Genomic DNA, 20801 nt, shown 5'->3' with positions numbered 1-20801 from the left:
GGGGCGAGACCGGGCGGCGGCCCGGACGTCGCCTCCCAGCTGCCCGCGATCCCGGCCTCCGCGCAGGCCGAGGTGGACCGCAACCTGGCCCTCCTCGACACGCAGATCCAGGAGGCCAACAAGCGGCTGGTCGACACGGTCGGCCAGGGCGGACCGAACTTCGTCCAGAACGCGATCCTCGGCCCGCTGGAGGACAAGCGCGTCTCCACCGTCAACCGCATCGCCACCGCGATCGGCCGCACCGCCGAGAAGCCCCAGGGCCTGGACGCCCTGGCCACCTGCACGCTCAACCAGTGATCTGACAGGCACTGCGGCCGCCCCCGTGCGAGCACCGGCCGGGGCGGCCGCAGGCGTCCGCACGAGAACGCCTCCACGAGGACGTCTCCTCGAGGGCACACCCATCCGGGCGCCCTCAAGGAGACGTCCTCGTGGCGTGAACCCCGGATTTCGTTAGACAGGCAAAAGACTTGCGACCATAATCGTTAGACATGGGAAAGAACTACGAGCGCATAGACGGCAGGCTGCGCACCTTCATCGAGGAGCAGCCCCTCTTCTTCACCGCGTCCGCGCCCCTCTCCGGGGACGGCACGGTCAACCTCTCCCCCAAGGGACTCAAGGGCTCGTTCGCGGTCCTCGACGAACTCACCGTGGCCTACCTCGACTTCGCCGGGTCCACCGCGGAGACGATCGCGCACCTGCGGGAGAACGGCCGGATCACCCTCATGTGGTGCGCCTTCCAGGGCCCGCCGAACATCGTGCGCGTGCACGGTCGCGGCGAGCCGGTCTTCCGCGACGACCCGCGCTTTCCCGACCTGCTGGCCCGCTTCCCGGACATCGACCCGAGCGCGCACGGACTGCGAGCCGTCATCGTCGTACGGGCCGAACACATCCGTGACTCCTGCGGGTTCGCGGTGCCCTACATGTCGTACGACGAGGAGCGCGAGCTGCACGCCAGGCGTTTCGCACGGGAGGACGACGCCTCGCTCAGCGAGTACTTCACCAAGAAGGAACACATCGCCACGAGCCTGGACGGACTGCCGGGGCTGCCCCTGCCACTGCCGCCGAGTCCGGTTTAGTGGTTTTTATTTGATCTATACACACACAACCTCCTTGTGGATATTGCCGGAATTCTCCCCTCCGCCGTGTGCCCCTGCCTAGCCTGGCCGCACGAACAGATGGGGGATTCATGTTCCGACCTACGCGCGAACCTCAAGCCAAACGCCATGTCCGCACCTCGTACTTCGTGGTCGGCGAGGGCATCCTCGCCGACTCCGGGGAAGAGGGCCCGGCGCAGCCGACGGCGGCCTCCACCGTCGCGGCCCTGCGCAAGTTCCAGTTCTCCCGGCTGGGCCCGCCCGCCAAGCCCGCCCAGCTGCTCGACCGGCCCGCCCGCGAGGAACTCGCCCAGGCGATGACGAAGGCCGGGCCGCAGCCCGACTCCAACAACCCCGCGGTACCGGCGGGCTTCACCTATCTCGGCCAGTTCGTGGACCACGACCTGACCCTGGACGCCACGGCGGTACGGCTGGAGGACGAGGTCACCGTCCGCCAGCTCCTGCAGGGCCGTTCCCCGGCGCTCGACCTGGACAGCCTCTACGGCCTCGGACCGGATCACCGCTTCGACCGCCGGTTCTACGAGGACGACGGTCTGCGGCTGCGCACCGGCACCACCCAGGGCCTGCCCGACCCCGGCGGCGACCACATCGTGGGCCTGCCCCTCGGCGGGTTCGACCTGCCCCGGGCGGGCCAGGGCTCGCTGATCTCCGAGCGGCGCCGCCCGCTCATCCCGGACGGGCGCAACGACGAGAACCTGGTCGTCGCCCAGATCCACAGCGCCTTCATCCGGTTCCACAACCGGGTCGTGGCCGATCTGGTCAACAAGGGCGTGTCGAGCGCGGTGCTGTTCGAGACGGCACGCGAGACGGTGGTCAAGCACTACCAGTGGATGCTGCGGCACGACTTCCTGACCCGGATCGTCGACCCCGGTGTCGTCGACGAGGTGTTCACCAAGGGCCGCAGGTTCTTCGAGCCGGCCGCGGGCGAGCACGAGCGTCCGACCATGCCGATCGAGTTCTCGGTGGCCGCCTACCGGCTGGGCCACAGCATGGTGCGCGGCGCCTACAACTGGAACCGGATCTTCGACAACGGTAAGGGCACGCTGCCGCTGCTCTTCCGTTTCACCGGCACCAGCGGCATCCTCTCGCCGCCGCCCGCCGACGCCGGCGACCCCGAGGCGGGCTCCTTCGAGCGCCTTCCCACCAACTGGATCGCCGACTTCCGGCGGCTGTTCGACTTCCGTGAGGCCGGCCGCGACGACCTGGGGGTGCCGGCGGAGAAGTTCAACCTCGCCAAGCGGATCGACACCCAGCTGGTCAATCCGCTGGCCGATCTGCCGCTCGGCTCGTTCGGCGGACGCGGCGCGCCCGCTCCCGACCCGATCGAGCTGAACCTGGCCTTCCGCAACCTCACCCGGGCGAACATGATGAGCCTGGCGACCGGTCAGCAGATGGCCAAGCACCTCGGGGTCAAGCCGCTCCTGCCGTCGGACTTCGAGAACGGTGGCGGAGCGCAGCTCAGCGAGCAACTCCGTAAGAAGCTCACCGCGAACTGCCCGTTGTGGTTCTACATCCTGCGTGAGGCGGAGGCGAACGGCAGCGGGCGGCTGACGGGTGTCGGCGGGCGCATCGTCGCCGAGGTGTTCCACCGCGCCATGGAGGGCAGCCGGTACTCCATCGTGCGCGACCCGTTCTGGCGGCCCTTCCTCAGCCCGGTCGCGGACCGCAACGCCGAGAAGGTCTTCGAGATGACCGACCTGCTGTTGTACGCCTTCGAGGGCCGGGCGGACCTGCTCAACCCGTTGGGTGACTGAGCGCGGACGGTCGCGGACAGCGGCGGCGGCAGACCGGGGTGGGCCCGAACGGGTCGGTCCGGCTGCCGCCGCCGCTGCCTCGCCGTAGGTTGACCAGCATGCGTTCCGCTGCCGCCGCCGCCCTGTCGCTGGTGTTCGCGTCCCTGTTCGCCGTCGGTGCCGCGCCCGGCGGAAATCCGGCGGCGCCACTGCCCGCGCGCATGGCGGACACCGGTGGCGGCAGCCAGCTGATCACCGCGGTGGCCCCCGGGGCCGGCTCCAGCTCGGGCACCGTGACGTGGTGGAGCCGGCGCGGCGGGCGGTGGGTGAAGGCCGGTGCGGCCACGGCCCGCTTCGGCGCGAACGGGCTAATCGAGGGCGCCAGGCGCAGACAGGGGACCAGCACCACGCCCACGGGGCTGTACGACCTGCCGTACGCCTTCGGGATCAAAGGGGCGCCGAGTGGGACGACGTACCGGTACCGGGCCGTGCGGCAGGACTCCTGGTGGTGTCAGGACAACGACTCCCGGCACTACAACCGCTGGGTCGAGCCGCGTCCGGCGGACTGCCGCGCGGCCCAGTCGGAACGGTTGATCTCCTACCCGACGCAGTACGCCCACGGGTTCGTCATCGGGTTCAACTACGCCGATCCGGTGCGCGGTCGTGGGGCCGGGATCTTCCTGCATGTCGACGGGCGCGGGGCCACGGCCGGGTGTGTGTCGGTACCGGCGGAGACGATGCGGCGGATCCTGCGGTGGGCCGAGCCCGGGAAGCGGCCGCACCTGGCGATCGGAACACGCGGCGGGCGTACGGCGATCACCCGGTACTGAGCCGGACGTCAACCCGCGTACGGGTTACCGCCAGTCATTCCGTCCCCACGGGACTCGGCGGGCGGCTGAACACACGGGCGTCACGGCACGTATCTGAGGACCAAGGGACCACCACATCACCCCCCTTGCCCCGTCCCCGGAGGAATCGTGACCACGACGCTCGCAGGCGGCCGCGCCGCCCGCCGCCAGACGATGCGCCGCATCCGCCCGCGCCGCTCACCGGCGACCCTGCTGCTGATCGCCGTGTGGGCGGGCGCGGCCGGTGTGCTGTGGCTGTGGTGGGCCAACACCCCGTCGATCAGCGACAACAACGGCAAGATCCTCAACGCGGGCCGGATCACCGGTCTGCTCGCCGGGTACCTGATGGCGCTCGTGGTGCTGCAGATGGCCCGGGTGCCCGCGCTGGAACGCCGGGTGGGTTCCGACCGGGTGGCCCGCTGGCACGCGATGAGCGGTCGGTACACGCTGTGCCTGACCCTCGCCCATGTCTTCCTCATCATGTGGGGCTACGCCCTCCAGGCCGGCAAGGGCCTCGGTGACATCGTCCAGCAGACCATCGACTCCATCAACCAGCTTCCCGACATGGGCAAGGCCGCCATCGGCATGGGTCTGCTGGTCGTCATCGGGCTGATCTCGATCGGTCCCGTCCGCCGCCTGATCCCGTACGACACCTGGTACCACGTGCACCTGCTGACGTACGCGGCGGTGTTCCTGACCTTCTGGCACCAGCTGACCACCGGCAACGACTTCGCCGTGGAGCCGGTCGCGAAGACCGTCTGGTACGCGCTGTACGGCTCGGTGACGGCCCTGGTGGTCTGGTACCGCATCCTCACCCCGATCCGGCTGAACCTGCGCCACCGCATGTACGTGGAAGCGGTCATCGAGGAGACGCCGGGCATCGTGTCGGTGCTGATCGGCGGCCGGAAGCTGCACCGGATGGGTGCGGAGGCGGGCCAGTTCTTCCGCTGGCGGTTCCTGGCGCCCGGTATGCGGTTCAGCTCGCACCCGTACTCCCTGTCGGCGGCGCCCCGCCCCGGCATGCTGCGGATCACGGTGAAGGCGATCGGCGACCACAGCGAACGGCTGCGTGAGCTGACTCCCGGCACCAAGGTGTGGGCCGAGGGCCCGTACGGCGCGCTGACCGCGTCCCGCCGCAGCCGCGGCAAGGTGCTGCTGGTCGCGGGCGGGGTGGGGATCACCCCGATGCGGGCGCTGTTCGAGACGCTGCCCGGCGCGGCCGGTGACATCACCCTCCTGTACCGGGCCAACAGCACCCAGGACCTGGCCCTGTGGGACGAGCTGTCGACCATCGCGGACGAGCGGGGGGCCCGGCTGATGTACGCGGTCAACAGTCCGGACGGGGAGCGCCCCGACATCTCGGCGGAGCGGCTTCAGCAGAAGCTGCCGGACATCGACAAACACGACGTCTTCATGTGCGGGCCGGCCGGCTTCGCGCAGTCCGTGTACGAAGCACTGCGCGGCGCGGGTGTGCCCGCCCGCCGTATCCATCACGAGTCGTTCGAGATGTGAGCGACGGGATTCAGGAGCTGTTGAAGCGATGAGGAAGAGTCACCCCGTCCGACGTGTCGTGCTCGCGACCGCCGCCACCGTGTCCGGCGTCGTGCTGCTGCTGTCGCTGAAGCCGTCCTCCGACCCGGCCTCCGCGGCGGCCGGCGGCGCGGCGTCCCAGCCGCCGGTGGCGCAGGAGTCCGCCCAGGGCGGCGCCCAGGCCGCCGGGACCGGCACGGTCACCGGGGACGCCGCCCAGACGCAGTACGGCCCCGTCCAGGTCCGGCTGACGGTGGTCAACGGCAAGATCACCAAGGCCGAGGCGGTACAGGCGCCCAAGGGCGGCACCAGCGACCAGAAGACCGCCCTGTCGGTGCCCAAGCTCAACCAGGAGGCGGTCACCGCGCAGAGCGCGGACATCGACGCGGTCTCCGGGGCCACCTACACCAGCAGCGGCTACAAGCAGTCGCTGCAGTCGGCGCTCGACAAGGCGAAGGCGGCCGCCTCCCAGGGCTCCTCGCAGGGCCAGGGCGCGGGGGCCGCCCAGGCCGCCAGGACCGTCACGGGCAGCGTCGCGCAGACCCAGTACGGCCCGGTCCAGGTCCGTATCACGGTCGCCGGCGGGAAGATCACCAAGGCCGAGGCGGTGCAGGCGCCCAAGGGCGGCACCAGCGACCAGAAGACGGCCCTGTCGGTGCCCAAGCTCAACCAGGAGGCCGTGGCGGCCGGCAGCGCGGACATCGACTCGGTGTCCGGGGCCACGTACACCAGCAACGGCTACAAGGAGTCGCTCCAGGCGGCGCTGGACCAGGCCGGTGGCTGAGACGGTGTCCGAATCGGCACAAGCTCCCGCCGCGGTACGTCATGCGGAGGAGGTCATGGGGACGGTCTTCTCCTTCGACGTCCGCGGCGGGGATCCCGAGGCCGTCGAGGAGGCCCTGCGGGACGCGGTGGCCGGACTGCACCAGGTGAACGAGGTGTTCAGCACCTACCGCGACGACAGCCAGGTCTCCCGGCTGGCGCGGGGCGAGCTGACCGTCGAGGAGTGCGACCCGCTGGTCGCGGAGGTGCTCGCGCTGGGCGACGAGGCGGAGCGGACGAGCGACGGCTGGTTCAGCATGCGCTACCAGGGCCGCCTCGACCCGACCGGCGTCGTCAAGGGCTGGGCCGCGGAACGCGCGGCGCGGCGGCTGGCGGACGCCGGGGTGAGCGGCGTGAGCGTGAACGGCGGTGGGGACGTCCAGTTGCTGGGTGTCCCCGGTCCGCAGCGGCCGTGGCGGGTCGGGGTGTCGGACCCGTTGCGACCGGGCGGCCTGGCGGCGGTGGTGTCCGCGGCGGGTGCCGCGGAACTCGCGGTCGCCACCTCTGGTACGGCCGAGCGCGGCGCCCACATCGTCGATCCGCGCACGGGCCGCTCGGCGGTCACCGACCTGGTGGCGGTGACGGTGGTGGCTCCGCGGCTGACCTGGGCGGACTGCTGGGCGACGGCGGCGTTCGCGATGGGGTCGCGGGAGGCGCTGACGTGGCTTGAGTCCCTCCCGGACGTGGAGGCACTGCTGATCACGGCGGGCGACGAGGTCCGCTGCACGGGGGGCCTGGCCGCTCGGCTCGGGTGAACCGGTCCGCCTCGGGGGCGCGGAGCGGAACGCGGCCCCTGCGGCCCCAACGACGGCTCCCCCTCAGTGGCCGTTCTGCGCCAACCGCAGCAAGTGGTCGGCCAGCGCCTGCCCGCCCGTCGGATCCCGGCTGATCAACAGCAGCGTGTCGTCGCCGGCGATGGTGCCCAGGATGTCCTGCAGCTCCGCCTGGTCGATCGCCGAGGCGAGGAACTGCGCCGCACCCGGTGGTGTCCGCAGCACCACCAGGTTCGCGGACGCCTCCGCGGAGATCAGCAGCTCCGCCGAGAGCCGCCGCATCCGCTCCTCCTTCGCGGACTCCCCCAGCGGCACCCGGGGCGTGCGGAATCCCCCCTCGCTCGGTACCGCGTAGATCAGGTCGCCCTCGTTGTTGCGGATCTTCACCGCGTTCAGCTCGTCCAGGTCCCGGGAGAGTGTCGCCTGAGTGACACTCAGCCCGTCGTCGGACAGCAGCTTCGCCAACTGGCTCTGGCTGCGCACCGGTTGCCGGTTGAGGATGTCCACGATCCGTCGGTGGCGGGCGGTGCGGGTCTGCGGTACGGCAGGCCCCGCGATCTGCTCGTGATCCTGCGCCTGGCTCATCGTCGTCTCATTCTCCGGATCGTCCGTCCCCCTGGGCCACGTCCAGGATGCCGGGCAGCGCCCGGAGGAACGCGTCCACCTCCGCGTCGCCGAGGGTCAGTGGCGGCATCAGCCGTACGACCTCGGGGGCGGGCGCGTTCACCAGGAACCCGGCGTCCTGAGCCGCCTGCTGCACCTTGGACGCGAGCGGCTCGGTGAGCACGATACCCAGCAGGAGCCCCGCACCCCGGACATGAGCGATCAACGGGTGCCGGGACGTGCCGCCCGCGCCCTCGATTCCCTCCCGCAGCTTCTCGCTCTGCGTCTTGACGTTCTCCAGCAGTCCTTCGGCCGCGATCGTCTCGAGCACGGCGAGTCCGGCCGCGCAGGCGATCGGGTTTCCGCCGAAGGTCGTGCCGTGCTGGCCCGGCTGCAGCAGCTCCGCGGCCCGGCCGAAGGCGACGGTGGCGCCGAGCGGCAGACCGCCGCCCAGGCCCTTGGCCAGCGTGACGACGTCCGGCAGGACACCCTCATGGGCCTGGTACTCGAACCAGTGCCCGGTCCGGCCGATCCCGGTCTGCACCTCGTCCAGGACCAGCAGGCTGCCCGTGGCCGCGGTGATCGCCCGGGCCGCCTTGAGGTAGCCGGCCGGGGGCACCACGACCCCGTTCTCGCCCTGGATCGGCTCGATGATCACGAGCGCGGTCTCCTCGGTGACGGCGGCGGCCAGCGCCTGCGCGTCCCCGTACGGAACGTGCGTCACCTCACCCGGGAGCGGCAGGAACGGCTCCTGCTTGCCCGGCTGCCCGGTCAGCGCCAGCGCGCCCATGGTGCGGCCGTGGAAGCCGCCCACGGTGGCGACCATGTGGGGCCGTCCGGTCAGCCGGCCGATCTTGAAGGCGCCCTCGTTGGCCTCGGCCCCCGAGTTGCAGAAGAACACCTTGCCGTCGCGGCCGAAGTGCTGCAGGAGCCGTTCGGCGAGCGCGACGGGCGGCTCGGCGATGAAGAGGTTGGAGACGTGGCCGAGGGAGGCGACCTGCCTGCTGACCGCCTCGACGATCGCCGGGTGGGCGTGGCCGAGCGCGTTGACCGCGACCCCGCCGACGAAGTCGACGTACTGCCTGCCGTCGGCGTCCCACAACTTCGCGCCCTCACCCCGGACCAGGGGCAGCCGCGGCGTGCCGTAGTTGTTCATGAGCGCGCCCTGCCACCGCTGGGTGAGTTCCTCGTTGCCTGTCATGCGTCGTCCCCCTCTTCCGCGTCGGGCACGACCATCGTCCCGATGCCTTCGTCGGTGAAGATCTCCAGCAGGATCGAGTGCTGGACCCGGCCGTCGATGACCCGGGCGGTGGTCACGCCGCCCCGCACGGCGTGCAGGCAGCCCTCCATCTTCGGCACCATGCCGGAGCTCAACTCCGGCAGCAGCTTCTCCAGTTGGGAAGCGGTGAGGCGGCTGATCACCTCGTCGCTGTGCGGCCAGTCCTCGTAGAGGCCCTCGACGTCGGTGAGGACCATGAGGGTTTCGGCGCCCAGCGCGGCAGCGAGTGCCGCAGCCGCCGTATCAGCATTGACGTTGTAGACATGGTGGTCGTCCTCGCTCCGGGCGATCGACGAGACGACCGGGATGCGGCCGTCCGCCAGCAGTGCCTCGATCGCGCCCGTGTCGATGTCGGTGATCTCGCCGACCCGCCCGATGTCGACCAACTCGCCGTCGATTGTGGGCTGGTGCTTGGTGGCGGTGATGGTGTGCGCGTCCTCGCCGGTCAAGCCCACGGCGAGCGGGCCGTGTTGGTTGAGCAGCCCGACCAGTTCCCGCTGGACCTGCCCGGCCAGCACCATCCGTACGACGTCCATGGCGTCCTCGGTGGTGACCCTGAGGCCGGCCTTGAACTCGCTGACGATGCCGTGCTTGTCGAGGGCCGCGCTGATCTGCGGGCCGCCGCCGTGCACGACGACGGGCTTGAGGCCGGCCTGGTGCAGGAAGACGATGTCCTGCGCGAACGCGGCCTTCAGGTCCTCGTCGATCATGGCGTTGCCGCCGAACTTGATGACGACGGTCTTGCCGTTGTGGCGGACCAGCCAGGGCAGCGCCTCGATGAGGATCTGCGCCTTGGGCAGGGCGGTGTGCTTGCGAGTAGTGCTCATGACGAGTACGCGCTGTTCTCGTGGACGTAGTCGGCGGTGAGGTCGTTGGTCCAGATGGTGGCGGTCTCGGACCCGGCGGCGAGGTCGGCGACGATGTGCACCTCGCGGTAGCGCATGTCGACCGTGTCGCGGTCCTCGCCGACACCTCCGTTCTTGCACACCCACACACCGTTGATGGCCACATTGAGCTGGTCGGGGTCGAAGGCCGCCTTCGTGGTGCCGATCGCGGAGAGCACCCGGCCCCAGTTGGGGTCCTCGCCGTGGATCGCGCACTTGAGGAGGTTGTTGCGGGCGATGGACCGGCCCACCTCGACGGCGTCGTCCTCGCTCGCGGCGTTCACCACCTCGACCTTGATGTCCTTGGTGGCACCCTCGGCGTCCTGGATCAACTGCTGGCCGAGGTCGTCGCAGACGGCCCGTACGGCCTCGGCGAACTCCTCGTACGCGGGGGTGACTTCGGAGGCGCCGGAGGCGAGCAGCAGCACGGTGTCGTTGGTGGACATGCAGCCGTCGGAGTCGACCCGGTCGAAGGTGACCCGGGTGGCGGCGCGCAGCGCCCGGTCCAGGGTCGCGCTGTCGAGGTCGGCGTCGGTGGTGAGGACGACGAGCATGGTGGCCAGGCCGGGGGCGAGCATGCCCGCGCCCTTGGCCATGCCGCCCACGGTCCAGCCGTTCCTGGTCACGACGGACGTCTTGTGGACGCTGTCGGTGGTCTTGATGGCGATGGCGGCCTTCTCACCGCCGTGCTCGCTGAGGGCCTCGGCGGCCTGCTCGACTCCCGGCAGCAGCTTGTCCATCGGGAGCAGGACGCCGATCAGCCCCGTGGAGGCGACCGCGACCTCGATCGCTCCGAGACCGAGCACCTCGGCGGCCTTCTCGGCGGTGACGTGCGTGTCCTGGAAGCCCTTCGGTCCCGTACAGGCGTTGGCGCCACCGGAGTTGAGGACGACCGCGGAGACCTGGCCGGCCTTCAGGACCTGCTCCGACCACAGCACCGGCGCGGCCTTCACACGGTTGGAGGTGAACACGCCGGCGGCGGCGCGGCGCGGCCCGGTGTTGACCACGAGGGCCAGGTCCGGGTTGCCGTTCTCCTTGATTCCGGCGGCGATACCCGCCGCCTGGAAGCCTTGTGCTGCCGTGACGCTCACGGTGCGACTCCGATCGTGGAAAGACCGAGCTCCTCGGGAAGCCCGAGGGCGATGTTCATGCTCTGGACGGCACCGCCCGCGGTGCCCTTGGCCAGGTTGTCGATGGCGCTGATCGCGATGATGCGGCCCGCCGCCTCGTCGTACGCGACCTGCACCTGAACGGCGTTGGAACCGTAGACGGACGCCGTGGCGGGCCACTGCCCCTCGGGGAGCAGGTGGACGAAGGGCTCGTCGGCGAAGGCCTTCTGGTAGGCGGCGCGGACGGACTCGCCGGTGACACCGGGGCGTGCCTTCGCGGTGCAGGTGGCGAGGATGCCCCGGGGCATCGGCGCGAGGGTGGGTGTGAAGGAGACCGAGACGGCCTCCCCGGCGACCCCGCTCAGGTTCTGGATCATCTCGGGCGTGTGCCGGTGGCCGCCGCCGACGCCGTACGGCGACATGGAGCCCATGACCTCGCTGCCCAGCAGGTTCGGCTTGGGGGCCTTGCCCGCGCCGGAGGTGCCGGAGGCAGCGACGATCACGGCCTCGGGCTCGGCGAGGTGGGCGGCGTACGTCGGGAACAGGGCCAGGGAGACCGCGGTCGGGTAGCAACCGGGCACCGCGACGCGCTTGGACCCCTCCAACGCGGCGCGGCCGCCCGGCAGTTCGGGGAGGCCGTACGGCCAGGTGCCGGCGTGCGGGGAGCCGTAGAACCTCTCCCAGTCGGCCGCGTCCCTCAGCCGGAAGTCGGCGCCCATGTCGACGACGAGAACCTCCGGGCCGAGTTGTTCGGCGACGGCGGCGGACTGCCCGTGCGGCAGCGCGAGGAAGACGACGTCGTGTCCGGCGAGGACGTCGGGTGCGGTCTCCGCCAGGACCCGGTCGGCCAGCGGCAGCAGGTGCGGCTGGAGCGCGCCGAGCTTCTGACCCGCGTTGGAGTTGCCGGTCAGGGCACCGATCTCGATCTCGGGGTGTGCCAGGAGCAGCCGCAGGAGCTCCCCGCCCGCGTATCCGCTCGCTCCGGCCACTGCCGCACGTACCGCCATGGAATCCATCCTCCTCTTGGATGGCATGACTATACGTTTCGATGCACGTTTATGCAATCTTGTCTCTCTCGGGCCCGGCCGTGATCACACGGCCGGGTCCGGCGCGTCGGTTCTCACTTTCCGTAGACGGAGGCCTCGTAGAGCCCGCGGGACCAGTCGGCGTCCTTGCCGTGCGCGAGGTCGAACGACTTGTACACGTCGAGCTTGACGTACCGGTACGAGCCGGTCAGCTCGTGGCTCTGGTGGCCGACCCGGTTGTTCTGGGTGTTGTCTACGAGTTCCGTCCAGCGTTGTCCGTCGGTGCTGGCGGAGACGGTGTAGCGGTGGACGTTGTCCGAGCCGCCGACCGTCTTGAACGAGAGCCCGATCCAGGCCAGCTTGTGGCGCCCGCCGAGGTCGACCTGCCAGGAGAAGGGGAGCCCCGCGCTCTTGTAGTACTGCTCCGTGTCGTCGTAGACGCTGACGTCCGAGTCCTTGCCGTCATTGGCCTCGGTGGCGTCGTAGTGCCGGTAGATCCCGGTCTTCTCCTGCTCGGGTGTGGTCTCCCAGTCGCTCTGGCTCTCGGTGGGCGCGCCGACGGCGGCACGGACCTTGGGAGAGGCGGTCACCGGCTTGTTCAGGGAGAGCAGCTTCCAGTCCGGCTGCTTGACCTTCCCGTTCTTGACGTCGAGGTCGAGGCGGGGGGTGGGCTGGAGCCTCATCAGACCCTTGCCGCCGTTGCCGCTGTCGCTGATGGTCACGGGCATGGCCACATAGGTCGACTTCAGCAGGAGGTCCGGGCGCCAGCGGTCGCCGATGTACACATAGCTCGGCTTGTTGTCGGTGCCGATGTTGAGGATCTTGGTGGGCTGGGAACCGTAGGTGGTGTTGTCACCGACGAGCTGCAGGGAGCTCCACGCCTTCTGGCCATTGCGGTAGCCGTAGGCGTCCCGCGGCTCGCCGAAGCCCGCGTCCAGGTCCTCGGTACGCCCGTACTGGGACTGGTTGGGGTACCAGCCGGACTGGTAGGACGTCATGAGGTACACGTATTTCCCGTTCTTGCCGCCGTTGCGGACGAGGGCGGGAGCCTCGCGGTGCTCGCCGACGTACATGTCGTACTCCTTGTCGGGCACCACGTCCGTGAAGGAGTCGTTCAGCTTCCACACCCGCATGTAGATGTGGTCCTGCGCGGTGACGAGGTAGGCCTCGCCGGTCTTCTCGTCCTGGTGGACGGTGAGGTCACGTGAGCCGTACCCGATGTTGTCGCCCTTGCGTGCGGGGGCCGGGTCCTGACCGTCCATGGTGTAGTACGTCTCCGCGCCGTAGGAGGGGGAGAAGATCCGCAACTCCTTGTAGCCGAAGGTGCCGTACGTGCCGGGGACACGGTTGATGACCGGCGCGAACACCGGTACGTCCGAGGCGTTCTCGGCCACCTGGTACGTCACCGACGTGACGTCGCTGGCCTTGCCGTCCTTCTCGGTGACCGCCTTGACGACGGTCCGCTTGCCGGGGGCGCCCGCCAGGGAGATCCGCATCCCGTCGCGGTATCTGCGGCGCTGGGCGTTGTCCGGGGCGGCCGGGTCGGACCCGTCCGTCGTGACGTACGAGACCGAGTCCGCGGTCGCGCTGGTGACGAAGGCGACGTCCTGGCTGTTGACCAGCACCACCGACGGATCGGAGGACTCCTTCAGCGTGGGAGACACCACCGGCGCCACCAGCTGGTCGTGGGAGGTTCCCGGATCGCCGATCGTGTACCGGGCGGTCACCGTGTCGGACGCCGTTTCCGTCGGGTACCGCACGATGTAGCCGCTCGTGGAGACGTTGTAGTCCTTCACGTAGCGGTCGTACGCCGACGTGTCGAAGCCGGTCATCCGGACCGCCCTGGCCTTCACGGTCGTGTCGTGGGCGATGTCGTTCAACTGGTACGTCCACGAGTTGCCGGCCTGGCTGGTGCCGTAGTCGTCGTCACCGACGTAACCGAGCTTCTCGGGGGTGCGGGCGTCCGGGGCCTTGTACTGGAGGATCTTCGCCGGATAGTCGGCCTGCACGGGCTTGTAGGCGTGCTTCTTGTTCGCGGCGTCCTTCGCCGAGGTGTCGAAGTCCTCGACCGGCTGCCCCACGCGGTCGCCCATCGCCTCCGCTGCGGCGTTCCCCGCACCGGGGCGGAAGTGGCCCTTCGAGGTGATCGTGTACGGGCCGTCGATGGTGCTGGAGGTCGCCACGAGGACCTCCGAGGCGGAGTAGTCCGCGGCCATCTCCCAGTGACCCCACAGGACGTACTTCTTCGTCTTCTCGTTGTAGAGCAGCTTCGGGCGCTCCACCTTCGCGTGGGTGAGGATCTTGTTGCCCCGGGTGTCCTCGGAGTCCACCGTGAGTATCTGTTTGACCTTCTCCCAGTTCTCCAGGTCCTTGGACTTGTACAGATTCAGTCCGTTGAACCGGGCGCTGCCCTGGGACTTGTCCTCCCCCACCCAGTAGTAGGTGTCTCCTCGCTTGAGGAAGCCCCCACCGTGGGCCTCGACGGGGTCGCCGGCGGTGTCGTAGTACGTCTGACCGTTCGGGATGGCGTCGTACCGCGGACGCGAGGTGGCGCTCCCGGATGCGGAGGCTCCCGCGGCGGTGGGAAGCAGGCCGGTCAGCAAGGCGGCGGCGGTCACCACCACGGCCGCCGCCCTTCCAGGTCTGGGCATGTCTGAGTCAGATCCCCTCGTGAGCTGTGCGGGCCGGATCGGTCGGTGCCCGGACGCGATCACGTCCGACGCATGTTTACGCAAACATGCGTCGTGAGCATGGCACCGCGGGCGTTGCCGGACAAGGGGATGAACCTCAGTTGCTCTTCTGAACCGCGACCCGTTCCTCGGTGTCGTGGCCGTCCCATACGGGTGTGGGCCGCTGCCGCCGGACAGCGGCCCACACCGGGACCTGCTACCTCTGCTTGATCCGCAGGAAGGTGACCGAGTTCGCCGGGAAGGTGTACGTGAACCTGTCGGCCACGCCCGAGAAGGTGGACGACACCGGCGCCACCGTCGTGGACGTCTCCGTGTTCACCGCGTCCGGGGCGGCGGCCAGCGTGGTGACCTTCGCCTTGGACGCGACCTTCGCGCCGCCCAGGTCGATCGCCGTACGGGCCGCCGAGGACTGGGCGTTGACGACCTTGACGATCAGGTCACCGCTCTTCTTGTCCTGGGTGACGACCTGGCGGAACGGCTCGGCGGGCTTGTCGTCGGTGAAGCTGCCCCACTCCTTGCCGTCGAGGTAGAGGGTGACCTGACGGCCCCGCACCTTGATGTCGATGTCGTAGGCCCGGCCCGTCTCGACCGACCCGGGCTTGGAGAGGAGCGTCGACTTGCCGCCGTCCACGGCCTGCTCCACGGCGGACTGGGTGTTGTTCCAGCCGCCCAGGTTCCACCAGTAGTAGTTGCCGGTGTCCTTGACGCCGAAGGCGACGAGGAAGCCCTCCTTGCCGGACTTCTTGGTGGCCTTCGCGTGCAGGTCGTAGTCGTGCCAGCCGGCGTCCCCGGCCGAGACCATGGTGTTCTCGGCGGCGGTGTCCGTCTGCACGTACTGACCGTCCTGGACGCTCCAGGTTCCGCCGCCGGTGTGGTTCCACTGGGCGGCGTCCCCGGAGAAGTCGTCCGTGAGCAGCGTCTTCCCGTCGGCGTCGGTGACCTTCACGTCGTCGTACGCCGCACTGGTCGCCCAGGTCGACAGGCCGACGGCGCCGGTGATCGGGGCGAGCAGCGACGGCGTCCCGGTGGCCTTCGAGGGCACCACCCGGTCGCCGACGTTGTTCATGAACAGCTTCTGGACCTCGTAGTTGGCGGAGTTCCAGGAGGCGTGGTTGTTGAACCACACCAGGTCCGGGCGCCACTGGACGTAGTCCTCGTTGGCGAACAGCGGGGCGTAGGAGGCGAGTTTCACGACGTCGGCGTTGCGTTCCAGGCCGGTCATGAAGGCCGCTTCGGCGAGGCCGTTCTTGAAGGCGTTGCCCTGTGAGGCGTACTCGCCGAGGAAGACCTTGGGGCCCTTCCGGTCGTAGGAGTCGTAGCGGCCGTTGTTCTGCAGGAACCACTGCGGGCTGTTGTAGTAGTGCTCGTCGACCATGGCGACGTTCGCGTCCCGGTTCAGCTGCCAGGCGGTGTCGAAGATCGAACCCGTGTCGTCCGGGCCGGAGTTGGAGATCACGGTGATGCCGGGGTACTTCGCCTCGATGGCTGCTCGGAACTGCTTGAACCGGGCGAAGAACTCGTTCGGGAGGTTCTCCTCGTTGCCGACCTCCAGGTGCGTGAGGTGGAACGGCTTGGGGTGCCCCATCTGCGCGCGCTTCTTGCCCCAGGTCGAGGTCACCGGGCCGTTGGCGAACTCGATGAGGTCGAGGGTGTCCTGGATGTGCCGCTTGAGCAGCGCCTCGTCGTCGACGGCCTGGTTCTGGCCGCAGCCGGTCACCAGCGCCGGGACCACGGGCAGAGGCATCGCGCCGATGTCCTCCGCGAAGCGGAAGTACTCGTAGTAGCCGAGGCCGTAACTCTGGTTGTAGCCCCAGAAGTTGGAGTTGGTGGCCCGTTGCTCGACCGGGCCGATGGTGTCCTTCCACTGGTAGGAGCGCTTGCGCTGGTAGCCGGAGGCCTCGCTGTAGTCCTCCATGGAGCCGGTGTTGACCAGGCAGCCGCCGGGGAAGCGCACGAAGCCCGGGTGCAGGGCGGCGACCTTCTCGGCGAGGTCCTTGCGCAGGCCGTTCGGTTCGTTGCGGTAGGTGTCACGCGGGAAGAGCGACACCATGTCCAGGGCCGCGTCGGCCGAGGAGGCGACGGTGAGGCGGCCGGTGGAGCTGGTGCGGGTCGCGGTGAACGTGGCGGTGTACTTGGCCCAGCCGCTCTTGCGTACGGCCACCTTGCGGGCGGTGGCCAGGCTTCCGTCGGCGTCCTGCAGGGTGAGGGTGAGGGTGGTGCCGGCGGCTGCGCGGGCCCACACCGAGAAGTCGTACTTCTTGCCCTCGGCCACGTGGACGCCGGTGTTGTAGCCGGCGTTGGTGATGGATGAACCGGCTCTCAGGGAAAGGTAGTTGCGGTTGCGTTCGTTGAGCCGGCCGCCGTCGTCCACGACCTGCGCTGTGCCGTCGACCGTCCAGGAGGTGAGGGGCGTGTACGAGGAGTTGTCGGCGGCGGAGTACTCGAAGGACCGGTTCTGCACGAGTTCGGCGTACAGGCCGCCGTCCGCGGCGCGGTTGATGTCCTCGAAGAAGACGCCGTACATCGTGTCGTCGATCTTCGCGCCCTTGGTGGCGGGATCGACGGTGATCGCGTAGTCGGTGACGTCCTCGGCGTGGGCGGATGCCGGGACCAGGCCGGCCGCCACCAGGAAGGTGGTGGCCGTGAGACCGAGTCTCCAGCGGGTGCGGGTGCGTGACATGGATACTCCGCGGCTCAAGTGGGGGGGAACCCCAAGTCATTCGAGATACCGGACAATGATCAGCACTTCGAACGGCAAGATAGAGAGGGGATTCAGGAGCGTCAACGGGTCGCGCGGTATCGAAAGTGTCGGAAGAGTCGGAAGGGAGGGACGGATGGACGAGTTCTGGCCGGTACCGGACCTCCTGGCGTATCTCGCCGGGAGCTGGGGGGTGGAACGCTCCGTGCGGGATCTGGCGGGCGGCGACGAGGGACGCTTCGGCGGTACGACGACTTTCGGCCCGTTGGACGAAGGCGGGCTGCTGCACCACGAAACCGGCACCTTCACCTGGCGGAGTGTCCCCCGCCCCGCGGAGCGCACCCTGCTCTTCCTGCCGGGCGGCTCACCGGGAGCCGTCGACGTCCGCTTCGCCGACGGCCGCCCCTTCCACGACCTGGACCTGACCTCGGGGCAGCATGTCGCCGACCACCCCTGCTCGGCCGATCTCTACCGGGGCGAGTTCACCGTCCGCGACAAGGACCACTGGCGAACCGTGTGGCGGGTCCGCGGGCCCGCCAAGGACCTCGTCCTGACCACCGACTACGCCCGTGAGGGCTGAGCTTTCACCCCGTCGAAGCGGAGGTTCCAGCGGCCCGTCCGGCCGGTGACGGCGGTCGTCGACAGCGGGCGTACGTCGATGTTCCAGTACGTCGAGGGCGGCGCCTTCAGGGCGTAGACGATCGCGGCCCGGATCACCGAGGGTTCGGCCACGGCGACGATCCGGCCGGCGTCCTCGACGGGACGGGTGTCGAGCCAGTTCCCGACCCGCGAGATGAACGCCATCAGCGACTCGCCGCCGTGCGGGGTGGCCCGCGGGTCGGCGAGCCAGGCGTCCACGGCCTCCGGCTCACGGGCCATCGCCTCGGCCAGCGTCAGCCCGCGCCACCGGCCCATGTCGCAGTCCCGCAGGGCGAGTTGCACCAGCGGCGCGTAACCGAGGACCTCCCCGGTGGTGCGGCTGCGCGGGGTCGGCGAGCAGTAGCGCAGTTCGGCCGCCGCGAGCGGGAGCAGATCCGGGACGACGCTCTGCACCTCGTCCCAGCCGGCCCGGTCCAGCGGACGGTCGTCCTCGAAGCGCTCCGCGAGCAGCGGGGAACTGCGCGCGGCGGCGACGAACGTGACCCGAAGATGCATGCGGTGATGGTGAGCCCCGCGAGTGCAAGTTTCAATAGCCGTCAGTCGAGAGGTGTGCGGTCCGCCCGCGGGGCGTGGGCGGGGGCGACCTCGTCGCAGGCCGCACGAAGACGTCGTACGCCCTCCGCGATCTCCCCCGCTCCCGCCACCGCCGCGAAGCTCAGGCGGACGTGTCCGGCGGACGGCTCGGCGCTGAAGTACGGGCGGCCGGGCGTGATCGCGACGCCCGCCCGCAGGGCCGCCGACGTCAGGGCCGATTCCGCGCCGGAGCCGAACGCCGAGGAGGTGCCCCCGTCGGGCAGCCGCAGCCAGAGGTGGTAGCCGCCCGAGGGGATGTGCGGGAGGGAGAGCTCGGGCAGGTTGAGCCGCAGGGCGGCGGTCATGGCGTCCCGCCGCGCCTTCAGCTCCACCGAGACGGCCCGCAGATGGCGGGGCCAGGCCGGCGAGCCGACCAGTTCGAGTGCCGCCTCCTGCAGCGGCCTGGGCACGAAGAAGCTGTCGACGACCTGGATGGCGCGCAGCCGCTCCAGGACCGGGCCGTGCGCGGCGAGCGCGCTGACCCTGAAGCTCGGCGAGGTCGCCTTGGTGAGCGAGCCGACGTGCACGACGACTCCGTCGGGGTCGTCGGCGGCGAGCGGACGCGGCACCGGACCGGCGTCCTCGTGCACCAGGCGCCGTACGAAGTCGTCCTCCACGACGAACGCGCCGGCCGCGCGCGCGATGCCCAGCACCTCCCCGCGCCGCTCGGGGGCGAGCACCGCGCCGGTCGGGTTCTGGAACAACGGCTGGCAGACGAACACCCGGGCGCCGGTGGCCCGGAACGCGTCGGCGAGCAGGGACGGCCGTACCCCGTCCGCGTCGACCGGCACCGGGACGGGCCTCAGGCCGGCCGCGCGGGCGATGGCCAGCATGCCCGGATACGTGGGCGATTCGACCAGCACCGGCGCGCCCGGCGGGGCGAGGGCGCGCAGGGTGGTGGTCAGTGCGGCCTGGCCGCCCGAGCTGATCAGCACCTCGGCCGCGGTGAGGCCGCCGATGCCGCGCGCGAACCACTCCCGCAGCTCCGGCAGCCCCTCCATGGGCGGCCGCCCCCACGCGCCCGGTCGGCGTGCCGCGCGTGCCAGTGCTGCGGACATCGCGCGTTCCGGTTGCAGTGAGGGATGGAGATAGCCCCCGTTGAACTCGATCACCTCGGGCGGCGGTGCGGCCAGCGACACCAGGACGCCGGACGCGTCCACCGAACGCGGTACGAGGTCGGCGGCGCCGTCCGCACTCAGCGCCACCTCCTGCCAGGAGGTGTCCCCGGCCGTCGTGGCCGCGGTCGTCCGCGGCGAGGCCCGGAACGCGCCGGCGCCCGGCCTGGTGACGACCAGGCCCTCGGAGGCCAGCTGCGCGAGCGCCCGCGAGACGGTCACCGGGCTCACCCGGAACCGCTCCACGAGGGCCCGGCTCGACGGGAGCTTTCCACCCGGAGAGTAGCGGTCCAGCTCCCTTCGCAGCCGTTCCGCCAGTTCAGTGACGCTGCTACGCTCTTGCATGAGAGCACAGAGTAGCGCTACCGCGCCAACCCGGATAGCGGTCACCACTCCGGCCAAGCCGCCGGTCACCGGCACCCTGCTGGCCGCCCTCGGCGTCGTCGCCTTCTCCCTCACCTTCCCCGCCACCGCCTGGGGCCTGGAGGGCTTCGGCCCCTGGACGCTCGTCGCCCTGCGCAGCGTGCTCGCGGCGCTCGTCGCGGGGGTGTGCCTGCTGGCCCTGCGGGTGCCGCTGCCGGACCGCCGGCACCGGCCGGGGCTGGCTGTCGTCGGCGCCGGGGTCGTGGTGGGCTTTCCCCTGCTGACCACCCTGGCGCTTCAGACGTCCACCACCGCGCACGCCGCCGTGGTGGTCGGCCTGCTCCCGCTGACCACCGCGCTGCTGTCCGCGCTGCGGTTCGGCACCCGCCCTTCCCGCACCTTCTGGGCGGCGGCGCTCGCGGGCGCCGCCGCGGTGGTCGCGTTCACCGTGCAGCAGAGCGGCGGGGCACTCACCACCGCCGATCTGTACCTGTTCGGGGCGCTGCTGGTGTGCGCGGCCGGCTACACCGAGGGCGGCCGGCTGGCCCGGGTCATGCCGGGCTGGCAGGTCATCGGCTGGGCGCTGGTGCTGTGTCTGCCGCTCACCGTGCCGGTCGCCGCGGTGGCGCTGGCCTACGAGCCCGTCCGGCTGACGGCGCACAGTGTCGCCGGGCTGCTGTGGGTCGCGGCGGGCTCGCAGTTCCTCGGGCTGGTGGTCTGGTACCGGGGCATGGCGGCTGTCGGCATCCCCCGGGCCAGCCAGTTGCAGTTGGCCCAGCCGCTGCTCACACTGGTGTGGTCGGTGCTGCTGCTGGGCGAGCACCTGACGGTGGCCGCCCCACTGACGGCCGCGGCGGTGCTGGTGTGCATCGCCGTCACCCAGCGGGCTCGGAGCTGAGCGGCGCGCATGCGCCGGTGTCGACCGGGCCCGGCGCCGTGGCCCAAGGGCCGCGGACGCTGCTCCCGCACCAGGTGAGGAGG

General features: G+C 70.3%; 17 protein-coding genes and 1 pseudogene. 9 read left to right on the top strand and 9 right to left on the bottom strand.

The features are described from left to right. The 7 genes and pseudogenes from ABZ027_RS24725 to ABZ027_RS24695 all read left to right on the top strand — a co-directional run. Positions 1–297 (top strand): annotated as a pseudogene (locus ABZ027_RS24725) (hypothetical protein); the annotation flags it as partial. 191 nt (positions 298–488) lie between these two features. Further along, a complete protein-coding gene (locus tag ABZ027_RS24720) occupies positions 489–1076 on the top strand; it encodes a pyridoxamine 5'-phosphate oxidase family protein (protein WP_356771858.1) in 588 nt (195 codons plus the stop codon). Between the two features lie 110 nt (positions 1077–1186). Continuing rightward, complete coding sequence (locus tag ABZ027_RS24715; protein WP_356771856.1) at positions 1187–2869, top strand: heme peroxidase family protein; 1683 nt, start codon at positions 1187–1189, stop codon at positions 2867–2869. 98 nt (positions 2870–2967) lie between these two features. Further along, entirely contained in the window at positions 2968–3678 is a 711-nt protein-coding gene (locus ABZ027_RS24710; protein WP_356771854.1) for a L,D-transpeptidase family protein, read from the top strand. Positions 3679–3825: 147 nt separating this feature from the next. Beyond that, complete coding sequence (locus ABZ027_RS24705) at positions 3826–5208, top strand: ferredoxin reductase family protein (protein ID WP_356771852.1); 1383 nt, start codon at positions 3826–3828, stop codon at positions 5206–5208. Positions 5209–5236: 28 nt separating this feature from the next. Continuing rightward, positions 5237–6010 carry an FMN-binding protein gene (locus ABZ027_RS24700; protein WP_356771850.1) on the top strand — a complete coding sequence of 258 codons (774 nt, stop codon included), beginning with the start codon at positions 5237–5239 and terminating at the stop codon, positions 6008–6010. A 55-nt stretch (positions 6011–6065) separates the two neighbouring features. Beyond that, the gene (locus ABZ027_RS24695; protein ID WP_356771848.1) at positions 6066–6803 is read left to right on the top strand and encodes an FAD:protein FMN transferase; all 738 of its coding nucleotides are present in this window, start codon (positions 6066–6068) and stop codon (positions 6801–6803) included. Between the two features lie 63 nt (positions 6804–6866). On the opposite strand, the gene ABZ027_RS24690 is transcribed toward ABZ027_RS24695, so the two are convergent. The 7 genes from ABZ027_RS24690 to ABZ027_RS24660 form a co-directional block, all read right to left on the bottom strand. Beyond that, positions 6867–7406: an arginine repressor gene (locus ABZ027_RS24690; protein ID WP_356771846.1), complete on the bottom strand. Its 540-nt coding sequence runs from the start codon at positions 7404–7406 to the stop codon at positions 6867–6869. 7 nt (positions 7407–7413) lie between these two features. Then, positions 7414–8625, bottom strand: coding sequence for an acetylornithine transaminase (locus tag ABZ027_RS24685; protein WP_356771844.1), 1212 nt, complete (start codon positions 8623–8625; stop codon positions 7414–7416). Continuing rightward, positions 8622–9530: an acetylglutamate kinase gene (gene argB / locus ABZ027_RS24680; RefSeq protein WP_356771842.1), complete on the bottom strand. Its 909-nt coding sequence runs from the start codon at positions 9528–9530 to the stop codon at positions 8622–8624. Before argB ends, ABZ027_RS24685 begins: the two co-directional genes overlap by 4 nt. Then, the gene (gene argJ, locus ABZ027_RS24675) at positions 9527–10678 is read right to left on the bottom strand and encodes a bifunctional glutamate N-acetyltransferase/amino-acid acetyltransferase ArgJ (protein ID WP_356771840.1); all 1152 of its coding nucleotides are present in this window, start codon (positions 10676–10678) and stop codon (positions 9527–9529) included. The genes argB and argJ overlap by 4 nt, the downstream gene beginning before the upstream one ends. Continuing rightward, positions 10675–11703 (bottom strand): N-acetyl-gamma-glutamyl-phosphate reductase, encoded by a 1029-nt coding sequence (argC, locus tag ABZ027_RS24670; RefSeq protein ID WP_356771838.1) that lies wholly within the window; start codon positions 11701–11703, stop codon positions 10675–10677. Before argC ends, argJ begins: the two co-directional genes overlap by 4 nt. A 113-nt stretch (positions 11704–11816) precedes the next feature. Then, on the bottom strand, positions 11817–14372 hold the full coding sequence (locus tag ABZ027_RS24665) for a discoidin domain-containing protein (protein WP_356771836.1): 2556 nt from the start codon (positions 14370–14372) through the stop codon (positions 11817–11819). 235 nt (positions 14373–14607) lie between these two features. Continuing rightward, positions 14608–17091: an alpha-L-arabinofuranosidase C-terminal domain-containing protein gene (locus ABZ027_RS24660; protein ID WP_356771834.1), complete on the bottom strand. Its 2484-nt coding sequence runs from the start codon at positions 17089–17091 to the stop codon at positions 14608–14610. A 154-nt stretch (positions 17092–17245) separates the two neighbouring features. Between ABZ027_RS24660 and ABZ027_RS24655 the strand changes: the two genes are divergently transcribed. Next, positions 17246–17689, top strand: a complete 444-nt coding sequence (locus tag ABZ027_RS24655; RefSeq protein ID WP_356771832.1) for a DUF6314 family protein — start codon at positions 17246–17248, stop codon at positions 17687–17689. Here ABZ027_RS24655 and ABZ027_RS24650 read toward each other — a convergent pair. Further along, a complete protein-coding gene (locus ABZ027_RS24650; RefSeq protein WP_356771830.1) occupies positions 17671–18264 on the bottom strand; it encodes a histidine phosphatase family protein in 594 nt (197 codons plus the stop codon). The genes ABZ027_RS24655 and ABZ027_RS24650 overlap by 19 nt on opposite strands. Before the next feature lie 41 nt (positions 18265–18305). Next, positions 18306–19802, bottom strand: coding sequence for a PLP-dependent aminotransferase family protein (locus ABZ027_RS24645; RefSeq protein ID WP_356771828.1), 1497 nt, complete (start codon positions 19800–19802; stop codon positions 18306–18308). Between ABZ027_RS24645 and ABZ027_RS24640 the strand changes: the two genes are divergently transcribed. Then, a complete protein-coding gene (locus tag ABZ027_RS24640; protein ID WP_356771826.1) occupies positions 19801–20718 on the top strand; it encodes a DMT family transporter in 918 nt (305 codons plus the stop codon). The genes ABZ027_RS24645 and ABZ027_RS24640 overlap by 2 nt on opposite strands. Positions 20719–20801: the final 83 nt, after the last annotated feature.

It is taken from the genome of Streptomyces sp. NPDC006332 (genome assembly GCF_040612855.1).
In the GTDB taxonomy this organism is placed as follows: Bacteria; Actinomycetota; Actinomycetes; order Streptomycetales; family Streptomycetaceae; genus Streptomyces.
Note: the sequence above shows the minus strand (reverse complement) of the source record. Positions and strands in the feature narration are given on the sequence as shown.

Excerpts from the sequence above, each read along its gene's own strand:
- ABZ027_RS24720 (WP_356771858.1), top strand. The coding sequence starts at position 489 with ATGGGAAAGAACTACGAGCGCATAGACGGCAGGCTGCGCACCTTCATC.
- ABZ027_RS24715 (WP_356771856.1), top strand. The coding sequence starts at position 1,187 with ATGTTCCGACCTACGCGCGAACCTCAAGCCAAACGCCATGTCCGCACC.
- ABZ027_RS24710 (WP_356771854.1), top strand. The coding sequence starts at position 2,968 with ATGCGTTCCGCTGCCGCCGCCGCCCTGTCGCTGGTGTTCGCGTCCCTG.
- ABZ027_RS24700 (WP_356771850.1), top strand. The coding sequence starts at position 5,237 with ATGAGGAAGAGTCACCCCGTCCGACGTGTCGTGCTCGCGACCGCCGCC.
- ABZ027_RS24695 (WP_356771848.1), top strand. The coding sequence starts at position 6,066 with ATGGGGACGGTCTTCTCCTTCGACGTCCGCGGCGGGGATCCCGAGGCC.
- ABZ027_RS24690 (WP_356771846.1), bottom strand. The coding sequence starts at position 7,406 with ATGAGCCAGGCGCAGGATCACGAGCAGATCGCGGGGCCTGCCGTACCG.
- ABZ027_RS24685 (WP_356771844.1), bottom strand. The coding sequence starts at position 8,625 with ATGACAGGCAACGAGGAACTCACCCAGCGGTGGCAGGGCGCGCTCATG.
- argB (WP_356771842.1), bottom strand. The coding sequence starts at position 9,530 with ATGAGCACTACTCGCAAGCACACCGCCCTGCCCAAGGCGCAGATCCTC.
- argC (WP_356771838.1), bottom strand. The coding sequence starts at position 11,703 with ATGGCGGTACGTGCGGCAGTGGCCGGAGCGAGCGGATACGCGGGCGGG.
- ABZ027_RS24665 (WP_356771836.1), bottom strand. The coding sequence starts at position 14,372 with ATGCCCAGACCTGGAAGGGCGGCGGCCGTGGTGGTGACCGCCGCCGCC.
- ABZ027_RS24660 (WP_356771834.1), bottom strand. The coding sequence starts at position 17,091 with ATGTCACGCACCCGCACCCGCTGGAGACTCGGTCTCACGGCCACCACC.
- ABZ027_RS24655 (WP_356771832.1), top strand. The coding sequence starts at position 17,246 with ATGGACGAGTTCTGGCCGGTACCGGACCTCCTGGCGTATCTCGCCGGG.
- ABZ027_RS24650 (WP_356771830.1), bottom strand. The coding sequence starts at position 18,264 with ATGCATCTTCGGGTCACGTTCGTCGCCGCCGCGCGCAGTTCCCCGCTG.
- ABZ027_RS24640 (WP_356771826.1), top strand. The coding sequence starts at position 19,801 with ATGAGAGCACAGAGTAGCGCTACCGCGCCAACCCGGATAGCGGTCACC.
- ABZ027_RS24645 (WP_356771828.1), bottom strand. The coding sequence starts at position 19,802 with ATGCAAGAGCGTAGCAGCGTCACTGAACTGGCGGAACGGCTGCGAAGG.